The organism is Promicromonospora sp. NPDC057488, assembly GCF_042802395.1.
Classification (GTDB): domain Bacteria; phylum Actinomycetota; class Actinomycetes; order Actinomycetales; family Cellulomonadaceae; genus Promicromonospora.
The window spans coordinates 1-14,051 of the sequence record NZ_JBHVEG010000164.1; the positions used below are offsets into that span (position 1 = coordinate 1).

Here is a 14,051-nt window from a genome sequence, read left to right on the forward strand (position 1 = left end):
GCGTCGGACCCTTGGGCGCCGGTTGCGCCTTGTGCACCCGTGTCGCCTTGCGCCCCTTGAGGTCCGGTGGGGCCTTGCGGGCCGTCGTCGCCGTCAGCTCCGTCGGCGCCTTGCGGACCGGTGGATCCCTGGGCTCCGTCCGCGCCTTGTGCTCCGGTTGCGCCGTCGGCACCCTGCGGACCGGTGGATCCCTGGGCTCCGTCGGCGCCCTGCGATCCGGTCGCGCCGTCGGCGCCCTGTGCCCCCGTCGCGCCCTGGGAGCCTTCGGCTCCGTCTGCGCCGTCCTCGCCCTGTGCACCGGTGTCGCCTTGTGTTCCCTGGGGTCCGGTAGGCCCCTGTGCGCCGTCCGCCCCGTCTGATCCGTCCGCGCCTTGGGAACCGGTCGCGCCCTGCGGTCCGTCGGCCCCCTGCACACCGTCTGCGCCGGTGGCGCCCTGTGTGCCTTGAGGGCCGGCCTCGCCCTCCGGGCCGGTGTCGCCCTGCGGTCCCTGTGGGCCGGCCGGGCCCTGGACGCCGCCGGGTCCGGTCGCGCCGTCGGCACCTTGCGGTCCAGTGGGGCCTTGGGATCCATCAGCACCCTGAGTGCCGTCCGCGCCCTGGGCTCCTTGCGCGCCTTCGGCACCCTGTGCGCCGGTCGCGCCCTGTGGGCCGTCAGCCCCGTCGGCTCCACCCGCCCCTTGGGCGCCGGTCGCTCCTTGTGGTCCGACGGCGCCCTGTGGCCCGGCCGGTCCCTGTGGTCCGTCTGCGCCCTGCGCACCCGTCGCGCCCTGCGCACCGTCGGTGCCCTGAGCGCCGTCTGCGCCCTGCGCGCCAGCTGTGCCTTCAGCGCCCTGGGGTCCGACAGGCCCTTGCGGCCCGTCTGCACCTTGGGCGCCGGTCGCGCCCTGCGCTCCGTCCGCGCCATCGGCACCCTGCGCTCCGTCCGCACCCTGCGGGCCGTCTGCACCTTGTGCACCATCTGATCCGTCCGCGCCCGCTGCACCCTGCGGGCCGGAGGGACCCTGCGGTCCGTCTGAGCCGGTCGCGCCCTGCGCGCCCGTGGCGCCCTGCGAGCCGTCCGCGCCCTGTGCTCCGTCAGCGCCGTCTGCGCCGGTCGCGCCTTGCGCTCCGTCTGATCCGTCCGGGCCCTGCGCGCCAGTCGCGCCCTGCGCGCCGTCGGCCCCGTCGGCGCCGGCTGTGCCCTGTGGTCCGGCGGGCCCTTGCGGACCAGCAGGTCCTTGGGCACCCGCCTCACCATCTGCTCCCTGTACGCCCTGGGGTCCAGCCAAACCTTGCGGGCCAACGGAGCCGTCCGCGCCTGGCGCGCCGGTCGCGCCCTGCGCGCCAGTCGCGCCTTGCGCTCCGTCGGCTCCCGCCGCGCCCTGCGGTCCGGCGGGGCCCTGCGGACCATCCGCGCCTTCAGCTCCGTCTTCGCCGTCGGTCCCGTCTGCGCCCGCTGCGCCTTGCGGTCCGGCGGGGCCCTGCGGGCCGTCCGCGCCCTGCGGGCCGTCGGCACCTTGCGCACCATCCGCACCATCCGCACCGTCCGCGCCTTGCGGGCCAGCCTCGCCCTGGGCGCCATCGGCTCCGTCTGCCCCGTCTGCACCTTGAGCGCCGTCCGCTCCGTCCGCGCCCTGGGGTCCCGCGGGTCCCTGTGGGCCGGCAGCGCCCTGGGCGCCCGCCGTGCCGTCTGCTCCTTGTGCACCTGTCTCGCCTTGTGCGCCCTGAGGCCCAGTCGGACCTTGCGGGCCGTCGGCACCATCAGATCCGTCGGCGCCGTCTGCACCGTCGGCGCCCTGCGCACCGGTCGTGCCCTGGGCGCCGTCCGCGCCTTGAGGCCCCGTCGCTCCCTGCTCTCCTTCGGCACCTTGGGGGCCGGTCGCGCCCTGCGGACCGTCGGCGCCGTCGGCTCCATCTGCGCCGTCCGAGCCCTGCGCACCGTCGGCCCCCTGCGGCCCGTCGGCTCCCTGGGCGCCGTCTGCGCCCTCGGCTCCCGTAGCGCCCTGCGGTCCGACGGCGCCCTGCGGTCCCGCAGGACCCTGCGCCCCGTCGCTCCCGTCAGCCCCGTCGCTCCCGTCAGCCCCGTCACTCCCGTCCGCGCCGTCAAGCCCGTCGGCACCCCGGGCGCCCTGCGCCCCGGTCTCGCCCCGCTGTCCCGCCTCGCCCCGCGCTCCGTCCCCACCCTGCGGGCCAACCGCGCCGTCGGCGCCCTGCGGACCTGGCGGCCCCTCAACGCCCGGCGCGCCCTGCTCGCCCGCCTCGCCCGCGGGCCCCGCCGATCCGCTCGGGCCCATGGCCCCCTGCGCACCCGTGGCGCCCTGCGGGCCGACCGGCCCGGTGGCGCCCGCATCGCCGGGTTCGCCCGTCCCGGCGTCGGCGTCGCCGAAGACCGGGCCGCCCAGACCGGGTAGCTGCTGCCCCTCCCAGGGGTTGTCCGGCCCGGTCGCCGCATCGGCGGCGACCTGCTCGCCGGCCAGGAGCAGCACTGCCGTCGCACCGACGGTCAGGGTGGTGCGCCCGGCTCGCCGGTACCAGGTCAACGGGTCTCTCCGCCGACGAGACTGATCGTGCCGTCGTCGGTCAGCTTCTTCGACTCGTTCTTCTCGGGCGAGAACACCTCGACCTGGAAAGTGGCGTTCTGGAACGAGAAGTATGTCGAGAGCGGACGGTCGTCGAACACGGCGATCACCGCGCCGCTCTTGCTCTGCTCGACCTTCGCGACATCCTTGTCCGCGGACTTCAGACCCTCGTATCCGGTGATGGCGTCATAGGTGGCGACGGTGAGGTATTTGTCAGAGTCGCCCGCCTTTGCGTCGGCCGGGAGATAACGGACGAAAGTCCCGCTGTCGGCGGTTAGCGTCAGCTCGATCTGCGTGTCGGGAATCTCCCCGGCCCAGTACAGCGGGTAATGGTCGGCCGAGACCCTTTCGAGGGTCTCCGCGGACACCACGGTCGGCACTCCGATCCGGACGTCGTCGGCGGCGGAGATCGCTGCGGCGGCGGCCTGGTCGGCCCTGTCCACCTGTGCTCCGCGGATCGACCAGCTCCCGACGGCGACGGCGACGAGCAGGACAAGGGCGGCCAGCGCCCCGAGAGTGACCTTCGCTGATGTCCGCAAGAAAAGACCGCCCGGGTGTGAGTTCTCGACAGGGAATCGCTGTCCATGTCACACCAGAATTCACCTTGTCGCAATACGGTCCGGAGCGGTCGATTCGCAGACTCTGTCTTGAGTTGACGCCCAATAGCGAAATGCGTGGATATTGGTCATGACGTCGCCGCCTCGGTGCGGTCGCCGGACGAACGTTTCCCTCACCGCGCCCGCGGCGCAATGGTGGGCCAGTATGTCCGCATGGCGCACGCTTCCTCGCACGGTTCGGCGGGTCCTGCCGCGCCGAAGACCACGTTCTTCCTGGTCATGATCCTGGTGTCGGCGCTGCTCGCGACGCTGGCCGGGCTCTGGCTGCTGTGGCCCGCCGGAGGTGACGTGCCCGACCGGGTCCCGGCGCGAGCGGAGGGGACGTCGTTCGTCGACGTCACGGTGTCCGGTCCCGCGGACCCGGCCACGGGCGCCGTCCCGGTCGAGCTCGCGGACGGCACCGCCTCCCGGATGCAGTCGCCCGGGCCGTCGGTGCCGCTCTCACCGGGCGACCGCATCACCGCCGTCGACATCTCACAGGTCTCCCAGCCCGGCATCGACCCGCTCGTGTTCCTGGACTTTCAGCGCGAGCTGCCCATCGCCCTGCTGGCGGTCGCCTACGCGCTGGTGGTGCTGCTCGTCGCGCGCTGGCGGGGACTGGCGGCCATGGCCGGGCTGGGGCTCGCGTTCGTGGTGCTCCTGGGGTTCACGATGCCGGCCCTGCTGGCCGGGCAGAACGCGTTCGGCGTGGCGCTGGTGACGTCCTCCCTGATCATGTTCGTCACCCTGTACCTGGCGCACGGGTTGTCGGCGAGGACGTCGACCGCCCTGCTCGGCACGCTCGTCGGCCTGGCGCTGACGGCGGGCATCGCGGCCTGGGCCTCGCGCGCCGCCCAGATCACCGGCACCACCGACGAGGCCTCGGCCTTCCTGCCGTCCAGCGCGCCCGGCGCGGACCTGCGGGGGATCGCGCTGTGCGGCATCGTGCTCGCCGGGATGGGTGTGCTCAACGACGTCACGATCACGCAGGCCTCGGCCGTGTGGGAGCTGCGCGGCGTAGCCCCGACGGCCACCCGGGCCGAGCTGTTCACGAGCGCCATGCGGATCGGGCGCGACCACATCGCCTCGACCGTCTACACGATCGCCTTCGCGTACGTGGGCGCCGCCCTGCCGCTGCTGATGATGGTCTGGCTCGTCGACCAGTCGCCGGCCACGGCCCTGACCTCGGGCGAGATCGCCGAGGAGGTGGTGCGTACCCTCGTCGGCTCCATCGGCCTGGTGCTCGCCATCCCGGTCACCACCGCCATCGCGACGCTCACCGTCCCGGGGCCGACGACGGAACCGGCGGGCGGCCCGGGCCTCGAGCCGTCGTCGGACCCGGAGCTGATGGCGCCGGTCTCGGAGGCGTGGGCGGCCGAGGCGCGGACCCCGGGAAACTGAGCCGCCTGCTCCGGAGAGCGAGGGCCGCCCCGGCTCGCCGCGTCGTGGCGGAGACTGTCCTGGACAGAGAGGACGCACCATGCGCGCAGTAGTTTTCGACGAGTTCGGCGGGCCCGAGGTGCTGCACCTCGGCCAGGCCCCGGAGCCCCAGGCCGGATCCGGGCAGGTCCGGGTGCGGGTCGAGGCGGTGGGCCTCAACGCCTTCGACGGCAAGGTCCGCTCGGGTGCCATGGAATCGGCGTTCCGCACGCGCCTGCCGGGGTCGCCCGGCCTGGAGGCGGCCGGCGTCGTCGACCAGGTGGGGCCCGACGTCGCCGGGGTCGCCCCTGGCGACCGCGTCACCGGCTGGACCAGCCGTGGCGCGGCGGAGCTCGCCGTGCTGAAGCTGTGGGCCCCCGTGCCCGACGGGTTCGCCGCCACGCAGGCGGCCGCGCTGCCCGTGGCCGGCGAGGCCGCGCGGCGCTCGCTGCGCATCCTGCGTCCGGCGGCGGGCGAGACGCTGCTGGTGCACGGAGCCAGCGGCGTGATCGGCTCGCTGGTGACCCGGCTCGCGGTGGCGGCGGGCGTGCGCGTGATCGGCACGGCGTCGTCCGACAACCAGGACCGGGTCGCGGCCCTGGGCGCCACACCCACGACCTACGGCCTGGGGCTGGTGGACCGCGTCCGAGCGCTCGCCCCCGCGGTCGACGCCGTGCTCGACACCACCGGGCGCGGCGTCCTCCCGGACAGCATCGAGCTGCGGGGCGGCACCGACCGCGTGCTGACCCTCGCCGACGACGCGGCCCACGGGCTGGGTGTCGAGTTCACCGAGCGGTCCGAGCCGTCGGCCGAGGAGCTCGCCGACCTGATCGGCGCCGTCGTCCGCGGCGAGGTGGCGGTGCCGGTCGCGCACGTGCTGCCGCTCGCGGAGGCGGCGCGGGCCCAGGGCCTGGTCGACGGCGGACGCTCCGGCGGCAAGGTCGTGCTCGTGCCCTGACGGCACCGGTTCCTCCGTAGTGACCCATACGGTACTTTGGGTCACTACGGAGGTGCGCATGCCCAGACCGACCATCCCGGACCGCCGGGAGACCCTGCTCGACGTCGCCGAACACCTCGTCCTCGACCGCGGTTTCGACGCCATGTCCGTCCAGTCCGTGGCCGACGCCGCGGGCGTGAGCAAGGGCGGCGTCTACCGCGAGTTCGCGGGCAAGCACGAGCTGCTCGACGCCGTCCTGCAGCGCTCGACCGCCCGGCTCGGGGTCCGCGTGGACGCGCTGACGGCGCACCTGCCGCGCCCGGTGCCGCTCAGCGCGCTGTACCGGGCAGGGGTCGAGGCGCTGCTGGACGACCCGCTGATGTCCGCCGCGATGCTCGACGACCGCGCCGTGCTCGGCGACCACGTGCGCGCCGTCGGCCCGGACCGGTACCGCGCCCGGTTCCGCTGGATCACGGCGCACATCGAGGAGCTGCGGGCCGCCGGGCAGGTGCGCGCCGACGTCGACCCGGAGGCGGTCTCGCTCGCGCTGTCGAGCGTGACGATCGGGCTGCTGTCGGCGTCTGCGCTGATCGGACCGCTGACCTCCGAGCAGCTTCGCGCCGCGCTCGGGGTGGTCGCGGAGCTGGTACGCGTGGGGATCGACGTCGGGGGAGCGGGCGACGGTGGTGACAGCGCGGGTGGCGCCGACGTGAGCGGCCGGGACGCGGCCGGGACGATCCATGACGAGGAGGAGCGATGACCGCGACGTTCGACGAGGTGCGCGACCTGACCGTGGCGGGCGGCCCCGTCCGCCTCTACACCAGCGGCCGGGCCGACGCACCGCCCGTGCTGCTGCTGCACGGCGCGATGCTCGACACCGCCGAGCTCGACTGGATGCACGTGGCGCCCGCGCTCGCCGAGCACTTCCGGGTACTGGCGATCGACCTGCCGAGGCACGGCGGCAGCCGCCCCTGGCCGGGCCGGGTGGACCAGGCGCTGCTGCAGCGGGTCGTGATCGGGCTGCTCGACCAGCTCGGCATCGAGCGGACCGCGCTCGTGGGCCTGTCCATGGGCGGCGGCATCTCGATCGGCACCGCACTCGACCACCCGGAGCGGGTCAGCGCCGCGGTGCTGCTGGCCCCGGGCGGGCTGGGCGCGCGGCGTCCGGCACAGTCCCTCACCTGGCTGTCCACGCGTACGCCCGGCCTGTTCCGCGCCACGACCGCGTGGCTGGCCCGGTCGCCCCGCGCGGTACGCCGGTCGTTCGTGGACAACCTGCAGCACGGCGCCGGGACGCCGGGCATCGAGCGCGCCGTCGAGCTCGCGCAGCGCGAGGCGGAACAGAAGCACCGGCACGGCGAGCCCGCGCTCGACGACTGGCAGGCGCTCGCGTTCGGCCCGTGGGCGATGCGCACGAACTTCCTCCCGGAGCTGCACCGGATGGCGGTGCCGACGCTCTGGGTGCGGGGCTCCGCGGACCCGCTGGTGCTCCAGCCGGAGCTCGACGCCGCGGCGGCCGCGGCGCCGGGCGCGCGGCTGGAGGTGCTGCCCGACGCCGGCCACGTGTCCACGCTGGACCAGCCGGAGCGGGTCGCGGCGCTGGTCCGGGAGTTCCTGACCGAGCACGCGGAGGCGCCGGGGCCGGGGCGCTGAGGCGGGCGGGCGCCGCGGCGGTCCGGGGCCGCGCCGGTCCTCAGCGGGCGGCCTCCTGGACCAGGCTGCGGACCTCGGCGGCGAGCAGGCTGCCGCCGTCGAGGCCCATCGTGTCGAACCCGCCCACCAGCTCCAGCGACACGAGCCCGTGCACGCGGTACCAGGTCGACAGGGCGAGCCGGAGGGCACCCGGCGCCGTCCGCGCCGAGGCGCCGAGCGACCGGCCCCACCGGGACAGCTCCGAGTCCAGGCCCGGGTCCGAGCCAAGCTCCGTGTCAGCCGCACGCGCGTCGCCGTCTGGCCTGGCACCGGCCGCGCCCACGCCGCCAGCCGACCTGGCCCCGTCCTCCGGCACCAGGTCCTGGATCGCCCTGACCAGGGCGAGCATGCTCCGGCTGATCGGGCCCACATGCTCCAGGGGGTCCACCGCCTCGCGCCGGCTGCCCGTGAAGAGCATCGCGTACCGGCGCGGGTGCTCCAGCGCCCAGCGGCGCCACGCGTGCGCGATCGCGGCCACCTGGTCGGCGGCGGGGCGGTCCGACGCCGCGTCCGCCGCGGCCTCCACGGCGGTGCCGAGGTCGGTGTACCCGGCCAGGACCAGGGCGTCGAGCAGCGCCTCCCGCGAGGCGAAGTAGTGGTACAGCGCCGGCGGCGTCATGCCCATCGCCTTGCTCACCGAGGCGATCGACAGCCCGTGCGCGCCGCCCGTGTCGACGAGCTCCAGCGCCCGCTCCACGATCTCGTCGACCGTCTGCCGGCGGAGGCGCTCGCGGCGCGTCAGGGGCCGCGTCGTCGCGGGCCGGGTGTCGACGTCGTCCACGGGCATGCCGTGAGCCTAGTGCTCCGTCGCGGCCGAATGTCTGATGCGGGCATCGCGAGCTGGTTCGTGATGCGCATGTCGCGGCGTGCTTCACCGTTCGCTCCTGAGGTTCTGTTCAGACCGCGAACTCCTGCCCGTAGGAACGGGCTTGAAACGTTGCAGCATCGTGGCTCGAACAGAACCTCGGAAGTCGGCCAGCGGTAACGCCGGCGACGACGACGCGCGACCTCGCCAACAGGTCACCCGCCGACCTGGCACGATGGCGCCCATGAAGGCTGACCCTGGGCCACACGCAGCGCTGCCCGCCGTCGCGGGAGGCACCCGATGACCCGCACCTGGTTCGTCACCGGCGCGAGCCGCGGGCTCGGGCGTGCCGTGGCCACGGCCGCCCTGGAGCGCGGCGACCGCGTGGCGGCCACCGCCCGCGACCTGGCCGCCCTCGACGACCTCGTGGCCGAGCACGGCGACGCCGTCCTGCCGCTGCGGCTCGACGTGACCGACCCGGACCAGGCCCGGGCGGCCCTCCGGACGGCGGCGCAGGAGCTGGGCCGCCTCGACGTCGTCGTGAACAACGCGGGCTACGGGCTGTTCGGCACGGTCGAGGAGATCACGCCCGAGCAGCTGCGCGCGCAGCTCGACGTCAACCTCTTCGGCGTGCTGCACGTGACCCAGGCGGCGCTCCCAGTGCTCCGCGCCCAGGGCGCCGGGCACATCGTCCAGGTGTCCAGCTCCAGCGGGGTCGCGGCCTGGCCGGGGCTCGGCGGGTACAGCGCCTCGAAGTGGGCGCTCGAAGGGCTGTCGGAGTCGCTGGCCCAGGAGGTCGCGGCGTTCGGCATCCACGTGACGCTCGTGGAGCCGGGACCCGTGGACACCGAGTGGCGCGGCGGCTCGGCGGTGCGCGCCGTGGAGCTCCCGGCGTACGACGCGCTGCGCGCGGCCGCCTGGCACCCGCCGGGCTCGTCGTCCCCGGCGGACGTCGCCCGCGTGGTCCTCGCCGTGGTCGACGCCGACGAGCCGCCGCTGCGGATCCTGGTCGGCGACCTCGCCGTCGACGCCGTGCTGCCGATCACCCAGGAGCGCATCACGGCCTGGCGCCGCTGGGAGGACCTGGGCCGGTCAGCGGGCTGACCCTGCCTCACGCGGCCCCCACCTCGCCGCGGCACCCGCCTCACACGGCACCCGCGTCACAGCAGCGCCCACCCCAGCACCCCCGCGACGAGCACGACCGCCCACGGCGGCGCCGACCACCGGGTCAGCGCGACGAACGCCGCGATCGCGAGCGCCAGCGCCACGACCGGGCTGGACGCGCCCAGCACGCCCTGCGTGAACACCGGGTCGTAGAGCGCGGCGGCCAGCAGCCCGACGACGCCGGCGTTCACGCCTGCCAGGGCCCGCCGGGCGCGGGGCGCGCCGCGCAGCCGCTCCCAGAACGGCAGCCCGCCCACGACGAGCAGGGCCGACGGCAGGAAGATCGCGACGAGCGCGATCGCGGCGCCCGCCAGGCCGGACGGGCCGGACGTCGTGATCGCGCCGAGGTAGGCGGCGAACGTGAACAGCGGGCCCGGCACGGCCTGCGCCGCCCCGTACCCCGCCAGGAACTGGTCGTGCCCCACCAGCCCGGACGGCACCAGCTCGGCCTGGAGCAGCGGCAGCACCACGTGCCCGCCGCCGAACACGAGCGACCCGGCGCGGTAGAAGACGTCGACGAGCCGGGCCACGCCGCCGTCGGTCGCGGCGGCCAGCAGGGGCAGCGCCACGAGCAGCGCGCCGAACACGACCAGGCAGGTCACCGCGGCGCCCCGGCCGACGCGGACGGTGAACGGTTCGGCGGCGCCGTCGTCGGACAGGGAGCCGAGCCAGGCGAGCCCGGCCACGCCCGCCAGGGCGATCACCCCGACCTGGCCCAGCGCCACGGGGAACCCGGCGACCGTGGGGAGCAGGAGCGTGGTGATCGCGGCGCCGGCGGCGATGGTCGCGCGGCGCGCGTCCGGCGTGAGGGTGCGGGTCATGCCGAGCACGGCCTGCGCGACGACGGCGACGGCCGCCGCCTTGAGGCCGCCGATCCATCCGGCCCCGGCGTCGTCCCCGAACGCGGTGACGCCGTAGGCGAAGGCGACCATGAGCACCGCGGAGGGCAGCGTGAACCCGGCCCAGGCCGCCAGCAGCCCGCGCACGCCCGCGCGCTGCAGTCCGATCGCCATGCCCACCTGGCTGGACGCCGGCCCGGGCAGGAACTGGCACAGCGCCACGACGTCGGCGTAGGCGCGGTCGCCGAGCCACCCCAGGCGCACCACGAACGCCTCACGGAAGTAGCCGAGGTGGGCCACCGGCCCGCCGAACGACGTCAGGCCGAGGCGCAGGAACGCGACGAACACCTCGCCGACGGTTCCCGGGCCGGCCGGGCCTGCCGGGGCGGGAACGGGGGAGCGGGACGCGGGCAACGTGGACCTTCCGGGTGCGTCGACGGGGCTGGCGGCCGGGATGCCGCGCCGAGAGGTCGGGCGACGGCGCCCGTCAGCGCGCGCGCCAGCCCGGCAGCAGGCGGTCCAGGACGTCGGCCAGTGGCATGGACTCGCCGTCCTTGCCGCCCGCGCCGAGCGTCAGGGGCGGACGGCGTGCCTCGGGCCGCACGCCGCGCACGCGTTCGAGCAGGCCCAGGGGTGCGGTGAGCACGTAGAAGTCGCCGGACGTGCTGACGCCGGCGCTGCGGTCGACGCGCAGGTACCAGCCGCGCAGCCCGGTGCGGGCCGTGCCGCGGCCGCCGTAGCCCTGGACCACGAGGTCCTCGGGTTGGAGGCCGGCGGCGTCCGCGGCGGCGGCGAACTCGTGCAGCATCGCCTCGGCGCGGGCATGCTCGGCGTCCTGCCGCGCCGCGAGCCGGTCGGCCTGCACGCGGACCGCCTCGGCGCGCTGCCGCGCCCACTCGTCGTCACGCATGCGCGCAGTCTCGCATCCCTGGGTGACGACGGGGTGCGCCCTCCTGCGCTTCGGGCGGTCCCGCGGCCCGTTCAGCTCCCGGCACCCACCGGGGGCGGGCCCACCGTGTCGCCCTCGAGGGGCGTGCACGGGATCGTGAGCTGTCGCGCGGGGCCGCCGTCGTCGAGCAGGTCGAGCAGGAGGTGGACGGCGGCGCGGCCCAGGCCCTCGCGCGGGAGCGTGAAGCGGGTCCAGTCCCGGGTGCTCACGAGCGCGGCGTCGGCGCCCCGGGCGGACAGCGGCGGGGACGGCTCGCCGAGCACGGCGACGGAGAGGTCCCCGGGGATGCGCACCCCGGCGCGGGAGGCGACCTGCTCCAGCACGGCGATCGTCCGGTCGTTCTCGCCGGGGTCCACCAGGAGGGCGGTCACGCCGTCGGCGCGCCAGGTGGCCAGCAGCGTCGTCAGCGGTTCGCCCAGCAGGTCGAGGACCTGCTCGACGGGCGGCGACGAACCGACGGGCAGGGCATGGACCGGCTGGTCCGGCAGCCCGGCGTCGGCCACGCCCGCCCGGAATCCGGCCTCGCGGTCCCGGGTGGGCTCCTGGTCGTCGTCGGGCCGGAGGTAGGCCAGGCGGCGGTGGCCCAGGCCGGTCAGGCGGAGCACGAGGTCGCGGGTCGCGGTCCCGTAGTCCGGGGCCACGTAGGACAGCTCGATGCCGGGCAGCTCACGGCGTCCGACGAACACGAAGGGGAAGTCGTCGCGGACCAGCTCGGCGATGTCCGCGTGGTCGACCTGCCGGCCCAGCAGCACGCAGCCGTCGGCGACCTTGAGCCGGTTGATGCCGTCGGAGTAGATGCGGCGCGGGCCGGGGGTGACGGAGCTGAACAGCAGCAGGTCGTACCCGACCTCGGCGGTGGCCCGCTCGACGCCGAGCAGGAACGGGTAGTAGAAGTCGCGCTGGTCGGTGGGGAAGACCGACTCGAACGTGTACAGGCCGAGGATGTGGTTGCGCCCGCCCTTGAGGCTGCGCGCCGCGGTGTTGACCGAGTAGCCGAGCCGCGTGGCGGCGTCGAGCACTGCGGTGCGGGTGTGCTCGGCCACCTGCTCGCTCCCGTGGCCGCCACTGATCACCAGGGATACCGTCGCTTGCGAGACGCCGGCCGCGCGGGCGATGTCTACCTGTGTGGCACGTCGTCGTGGACTCATCGGTAGCTCCTCTGGTGTTCTGCAAGGGGCCGAACACCGGGCCCTAATTCACATTAACTGTCGGCAAATACCACGTTATTGATCGATCTACATGTGCGTCAAGCGGCCGGGGTGGACCTGCGCCAAGTTCACCCCTTGCCAGGCGAGAATCATCCTGGACGAGGGATTGATCGCGTGATCTTACGTCGGTCCGACCGGTTCTGTCGGCCTTTTCGCGTGGTCCGACGGCGGTCGGACGGCGGTCCGACGGCGGGGGTCGTGCGGGGCCGGCGTCAGCCCTCGGCGTCCTGGCGTCGCTCGTGCGTGAGCAGGGTGATCACCACGGCCACCGCGACCCCCACGAAGGTGTCCAGGGCACGGTCGCTGACCAGGCCGGATACCGGCACGGGGTGCGCCAGGTGCGTCATCGACAGGGCCAGCGGCGTGATGAAGAGCATCGCGAGCGCGTAGTTGCGGCCGACGTAGAGCTCGGCGCCGGCCTGCAGCAGCGCGGCGACCGCGATGACCACGAGCGGCGGCGGCGCCGCGGCCAGCAGCGCCCACGCGATGAGCACGCCCACGAGCGTGCCCGCCAGGCGCTGGGCCGCGCGCAGGAGCCGCCCGGAGGCGTCGGGCGCCGACATCGGCACGACCGCGGCCACCATGGCCCAGTAGGGGTGCCCGATCGCCGTGGCGATCGCGCCCGCCACGGCGACACCGGCGGCGTACCGCACCAGGTAGTGCGACAGGGTCCACTCGGGGCCGGGCGTCGGGGCCGGCGCTGCGGTGGCTGCGGGGCCGGGCGTGGCCCCCGGGCCGCCCGGCTCGAACCGCGCGAAGCACGCCGTCAGCACGAGTGCGAACAGGACGGCGGCGACCGCCACGGCCAGCGCGACCGGGAGCTGCTCGGGACCGGCGGGCACCGACGAGCAGGCGCCCAGCGCGAACACGGGGAACAGCGGCCCGGGCGGGTGCCAGCGCAGCCGGTGGGACAGGATCGCGACGCCGGTGGCCCAGAGCGCGGCGACGGGCACCACCAGCCAGCCGGTGCCCGGGACGGCGGAGCCCAGGACGGCGAGCAGCGTGCCGACCAGCACGGACGCCACCAGGACGGTGCCGGCCTGGACCTGCGTTACCAGGCGCGGGCGGATGGGCACGGTGCGGCCGAACAGGCTGGTGAACGCGCCGAACGTCGCGTACAGCGACCACTCCAGGTGCCCCGTGGCCCACAGGACCAGCATCGGCACGGCCACGGACGCCGCCGCCCGTAGTGCCACGGGGAGCTCCCCGCCGTACGGCCCCACGTGCACCATCCGGCGCAGGTGGGGGAGCAGGGGGCGCGAACTCATGACCTTTGCATCTTCCCACGCGACGGGGTGGGGAAAACCCCACGTGGATCGGGAGGACAACCGCATGGTCGACCCGTGTCGCTCTGACCAGGATGGACACATGGCCGAACCCGCATCACCCACCTTGCTCACAGCACCGTCGCTGCGCACCGCTGCGGCCGGCGCCTTCGCGCTCGCCGTCCTGGCGGGCATCGCCGAGACCCTCGTCGCCGTCTCCTCGATCGTCGCCCAGCAGGGGGCCGACGGCGCCGTCGTGGGCCAGGCCGGGGTGCGCGGGCTGATCTTCGCCGCCGCGCTGGCCTGCGCCTGGAACCTGGCCCGGGGCCGAAGATGGGCGTGGTGGGCACTGCTGCTCGGGCTCGGCGTCGTGGGCCTGGGCTCGATGCTGCTGCCCCTGGCCGCCGCCCTGGCCGACGGCGTCTCCTGGTCCGCGGCGCTGGGCGGCGACACCTCGCCGGTCATTCCCGTGGTCCGGGCGCTGCACGTGCTGCTCGTGCTGGCCGGGGTCACGCTGATGCTGCACCCGGGCGTCCGCGCGAGCCTGGAGCCGGGCGCGCGGGGACGTCAAGGGTGAGCGGCGGCGCTCATGCGTCGGCCGCGCGGTCCCGGCCGGGTC

The 14,051-nt window shown here is 75.2% G+C and carries 14 protein-coding genes; 8 read left to right on the forward strand and 6 right to left on the reverse strand.

All coding sequences use genetic code 11. The features are described 5' to 3' along the window. The first annotated feature begins 560 nt into the window (after window positions 1–560). Both ACFU5G_RS24175 and ACFU5G_RS24180 read left to right on the forward strand, forming a co-directional pair. Entirely contained in the window at window positions 561–962 is a 402-nt protein-coding gene (locus ACFU5G_RS24175; RefSeq protein ID WP_377250529.1) for a hypothetical protein, read from the forward strand. Between the two features lie 309 nt (window positions 963–1,271). After that, entirely contained in the window at window positions 1,272–2,390 is a 1,119-nt protein-coding gene (locus ACFU5G_RS24180; RefSeq protein WP_377250531.1) for a hypothetical protein, read from the forward strand. Between the two features lie 125 nt (window positions 2,391–2,515). On the opposite strand, the gene ACFU5G_RS24185 is transcribed toward ACFU5G_RS24180, so the two are convergent. Further along, window positions 2,516–3,097 carry a hypothetical protein gene (locus tag ACFU5G_RS24185; protein WP_377250533.1) on the reverse strand — a complete coding sequence of 194 codons (582 nt, stop codon included), beginning with the start codon at window positions 3,095–3,097 and terminating at the stop codon, window positions 2,516–2,518. A 231-nt stretch (window positions 3,098–3,328) separates the two neighbouring features. Here ACFU5G_RS24185 and ACFU5G_RS24190 point away from each other — a divergent pair, with 231 nt between their 5' ends. The 4 genes from ACFU5G_RS24190 to ACFU5G_RS24205 all read left to right on the forward strand — a co-directional run bounded on the left by ACFU5G_RS24190 (window position 3,329) and on the right by ACFU5G_RS24205 (window position 7,163). Further along, a complete protein-coding gene (locus ACFU5G_RS24190; RefSeq protein ID WP_377250535.1) occupies window positions 3,329–4,555 on the forward strand; it encodes a YibE/F family protein in 1,227 nt (408 codons plus the stop codon). A gap of 79 nt (window positions 4,556–4,634) precedes the next feature. Beyond that, window positions 4,635–5,531: an NADP-dependent oxidoreductase gene (locus ACFU5G_RS24195; RefSeq protein WP_377250537.1), complete on the forward strand. Its 897-nt coding sequence runs from the start codon at window positions 4,635–4,637 to the stop codon at window positions 5,529–5,531. A 58-nt stretch (window positions 5,532–5,589) separates the two neighbouring features. Continuing rightward, on the forward strand, window positions 5,590–6,270 hold the full coding sequence (locus ACFU5G_RS24200) for a TetR/AcrR family transcriptional regulator (RefSeq protein WP_377250540.1): 681 nt from the start codon (window positions 5,590–5,592) through the stop codon (window positions 6,268–6,270). After that, window positions 6,267–7,163 carry an alpha/beta fold hydrolase gene (locus ACFU5G_RS24205; protein WP_377250542.1) on the forward strand — a complete coding sequence of 299 codons (897 nt, stop codon included), beginning with the start codon at window positions 6,267–6,269 and terminating at the stop codon, window positions 7,161–7,163. The genes ACFU5G_RS24200 and ACFU5G_RS24205 overlap by 4 nt, the downstream gene beginning before the upstream one ends. A 40-nt stretch (window positions 7,164–7,203) precedes the next feature. Here the strand turns inward: ACFU5G_RS24205 and ACFU5G_RS24210 are convergent, their stop codons facing one another. Then, window positions 7,204–7,989 (reverse strand): TetR/AcrR family transcriptional regulator, encoded by a 786-nt coding sequence (locus ACFU5G_RS24210; protein WP_377250545.1) that lies wholly within the window; start codon window positions 7,987–7,989, stop codon window positions 7,204–7,206. Window positions 7,990–8,307: 318 nt separating this feature from the next. Between ACFU5G_RS24210 and ACFU5G_RS24215 the strand changes: the two genes are divergently transcribed. Continuing rightward, entirely contained in the window at window positions 8,308–9,111 is an 804-nt protein-coding gene (locus ACFU5G_RS24215) for an SDR family NAD(P)-dependent oxidoreductase (protein WP_377250547.1), read from the forward strand. A gap of 56 nt (window positions 9,112–9,167) precedes the next feature. Here the strand turns inward: ACFU5G_RS24215 and chrA are convergent, their stop codons facing one another. The 4 genes from chrA to ACFU5G_RS24235 all read right to left on the reverse strand — a co-directional run bounded on the left by chrA (window position 9,168) and on the right by ACFU5G_RS24235 (window position 13,435). After that, the gene (chrA, locus tag ACFU5G_RS24220; protein ID WP_377250549.1) at window positions 9,168–10,424 is read right to left on the reverse strand and encodes a chromate efflux transporter; all 1,257 of its coding nucleotides are present in this window, start codon (window positions 10,422–10,424) and stop codon (window positions 9,168–9,170) included. 73 nt (window positions 10,425–10,497) lie between these two features. Continuing rightward, window positions 10,498–10,920 (reverse strand): hypothetical protein, encoded by a 423-nt coding sequence (locus ACFU5G_RS24225; RefSeq protein WP_377250551.1) that lies wholly within the window; start codon window positions 10,918–10,920, stop codon window positions 10,498–10,500. A 71-nt stretch (window positions 10,921–10,991) separates the two neighbouring features. Further along, on the reverse strand, window positions 10,992–12,107 hold the full coding sequence (locus ACFU5G_RS24230) for a LacI family DNA-binding transcriptional regulator (RefSeq protein WP_377250553.1): 1,116 nt from the start codon (window positions 12,105–12,107) through the stop codon (window positions 10,992–10,994). Between the two features lie 272 nt (window positions 12,108–12,379). Beyond that, the gene (locus tag ACFU5G_RS24235) at window positions 12,380–13,435 is read right to left on the reverse strand and encodes an FUSC family protein (protein WP_377250555.1); all 1,056 of its coding nucleotides are present in this window, start codon (window positions 13,433–13,435) and stop codon (window positions 12,380–12,382) included. A gap of 100 nt (window positions 13,436–13,535) precedes the next feature. On the opposite strand from ACFU5G_RS24235, the gene ACFU5G_RS24240 reads away from it, so the two are divergent. Next, complete coding sequence (locus ACFU5G_RS24240) at window positions 13,536–14,009, forward strand: hypothetical protein (protein WP_377250557.1); 474 nt, start codon at window positions 13,536–13,538, stop codon at window positions 14,007–14,009. Window positions 14,010–14,051 lie beyond the last annotated feature (42 nt).

Coding starts and splice junctions, on each gene's coding strand:
- ACFU5G_RS24215 (WP_377250547.1), top strand. CDS start 8,308: ATGACCCGCACCTGGTTCGTCACCGGCGCGAGCCGCGGGCTCGGGCGT.
- ACFU5G_RS24235 (WP_377250555.1), bottom strand. CDS start 13,435: ATGAGTTCGCGCCCCCTGCTCCCCCACCTGCGCCGGATGGTGCACGTG.
- ACFU5G_RS24210 (WP_377250545.1), bottom strand. CDS start 7,989: ATGCCCGTGGACGACGTCGACACCCGGCCCGCGACGACGCGGCCCCTG.
- ACFU5G_RS24190 (WP_377250535.1), top strand. CDS start 3,329: ATGGCGCACGCTTCCTCGCACGGTTCGGCGGGTCCTGCCGCGCCGAAG.
- ACFU5G_RS24195 (WP_377250537.1), top strand. CDS start 4,635: ATGCGCGCAGTAGTTTTCGACGAGTTCGGCGGGCCCGAGGTGCTGCAC.
- ACFU5G_RS24225 (WP_377250551.1), bottom strand. CDS start 10,920: ATGCGTGACGACGAGTGGGCGCGGCAGCGCGCCGAGGCGGTCCGCGTG.
- ACFU5G_RS24240 (WP_377250557.1), top strand. CDS start 13,536: ATGGCCGAACCCGCATCACCCACCTTGCTCACAGCACCGTCGCTGCGC.
- ACFU5G_RS24205 (WP_377250542.1), top strand. CDS start 6,267: ATGACCGCGACGTTCGACGAGGTGCGCGACCTGACCGTGGCGGGCGGC.
- ACFU5G_RS24200 (WP_377250540.1), top strand. CDS start 5,590: ATGCCCAGACCGACCATCCCGGACCGCCGGGAGACCCTGCTCGACGTC.
- ACFU5G_RS24230 (WP_377250553.1), bottom strand. CDS start 12,107: ATGAGTCCACGACGACGTGCCACACAGGTAGACATCGCCCGCGCGGCC.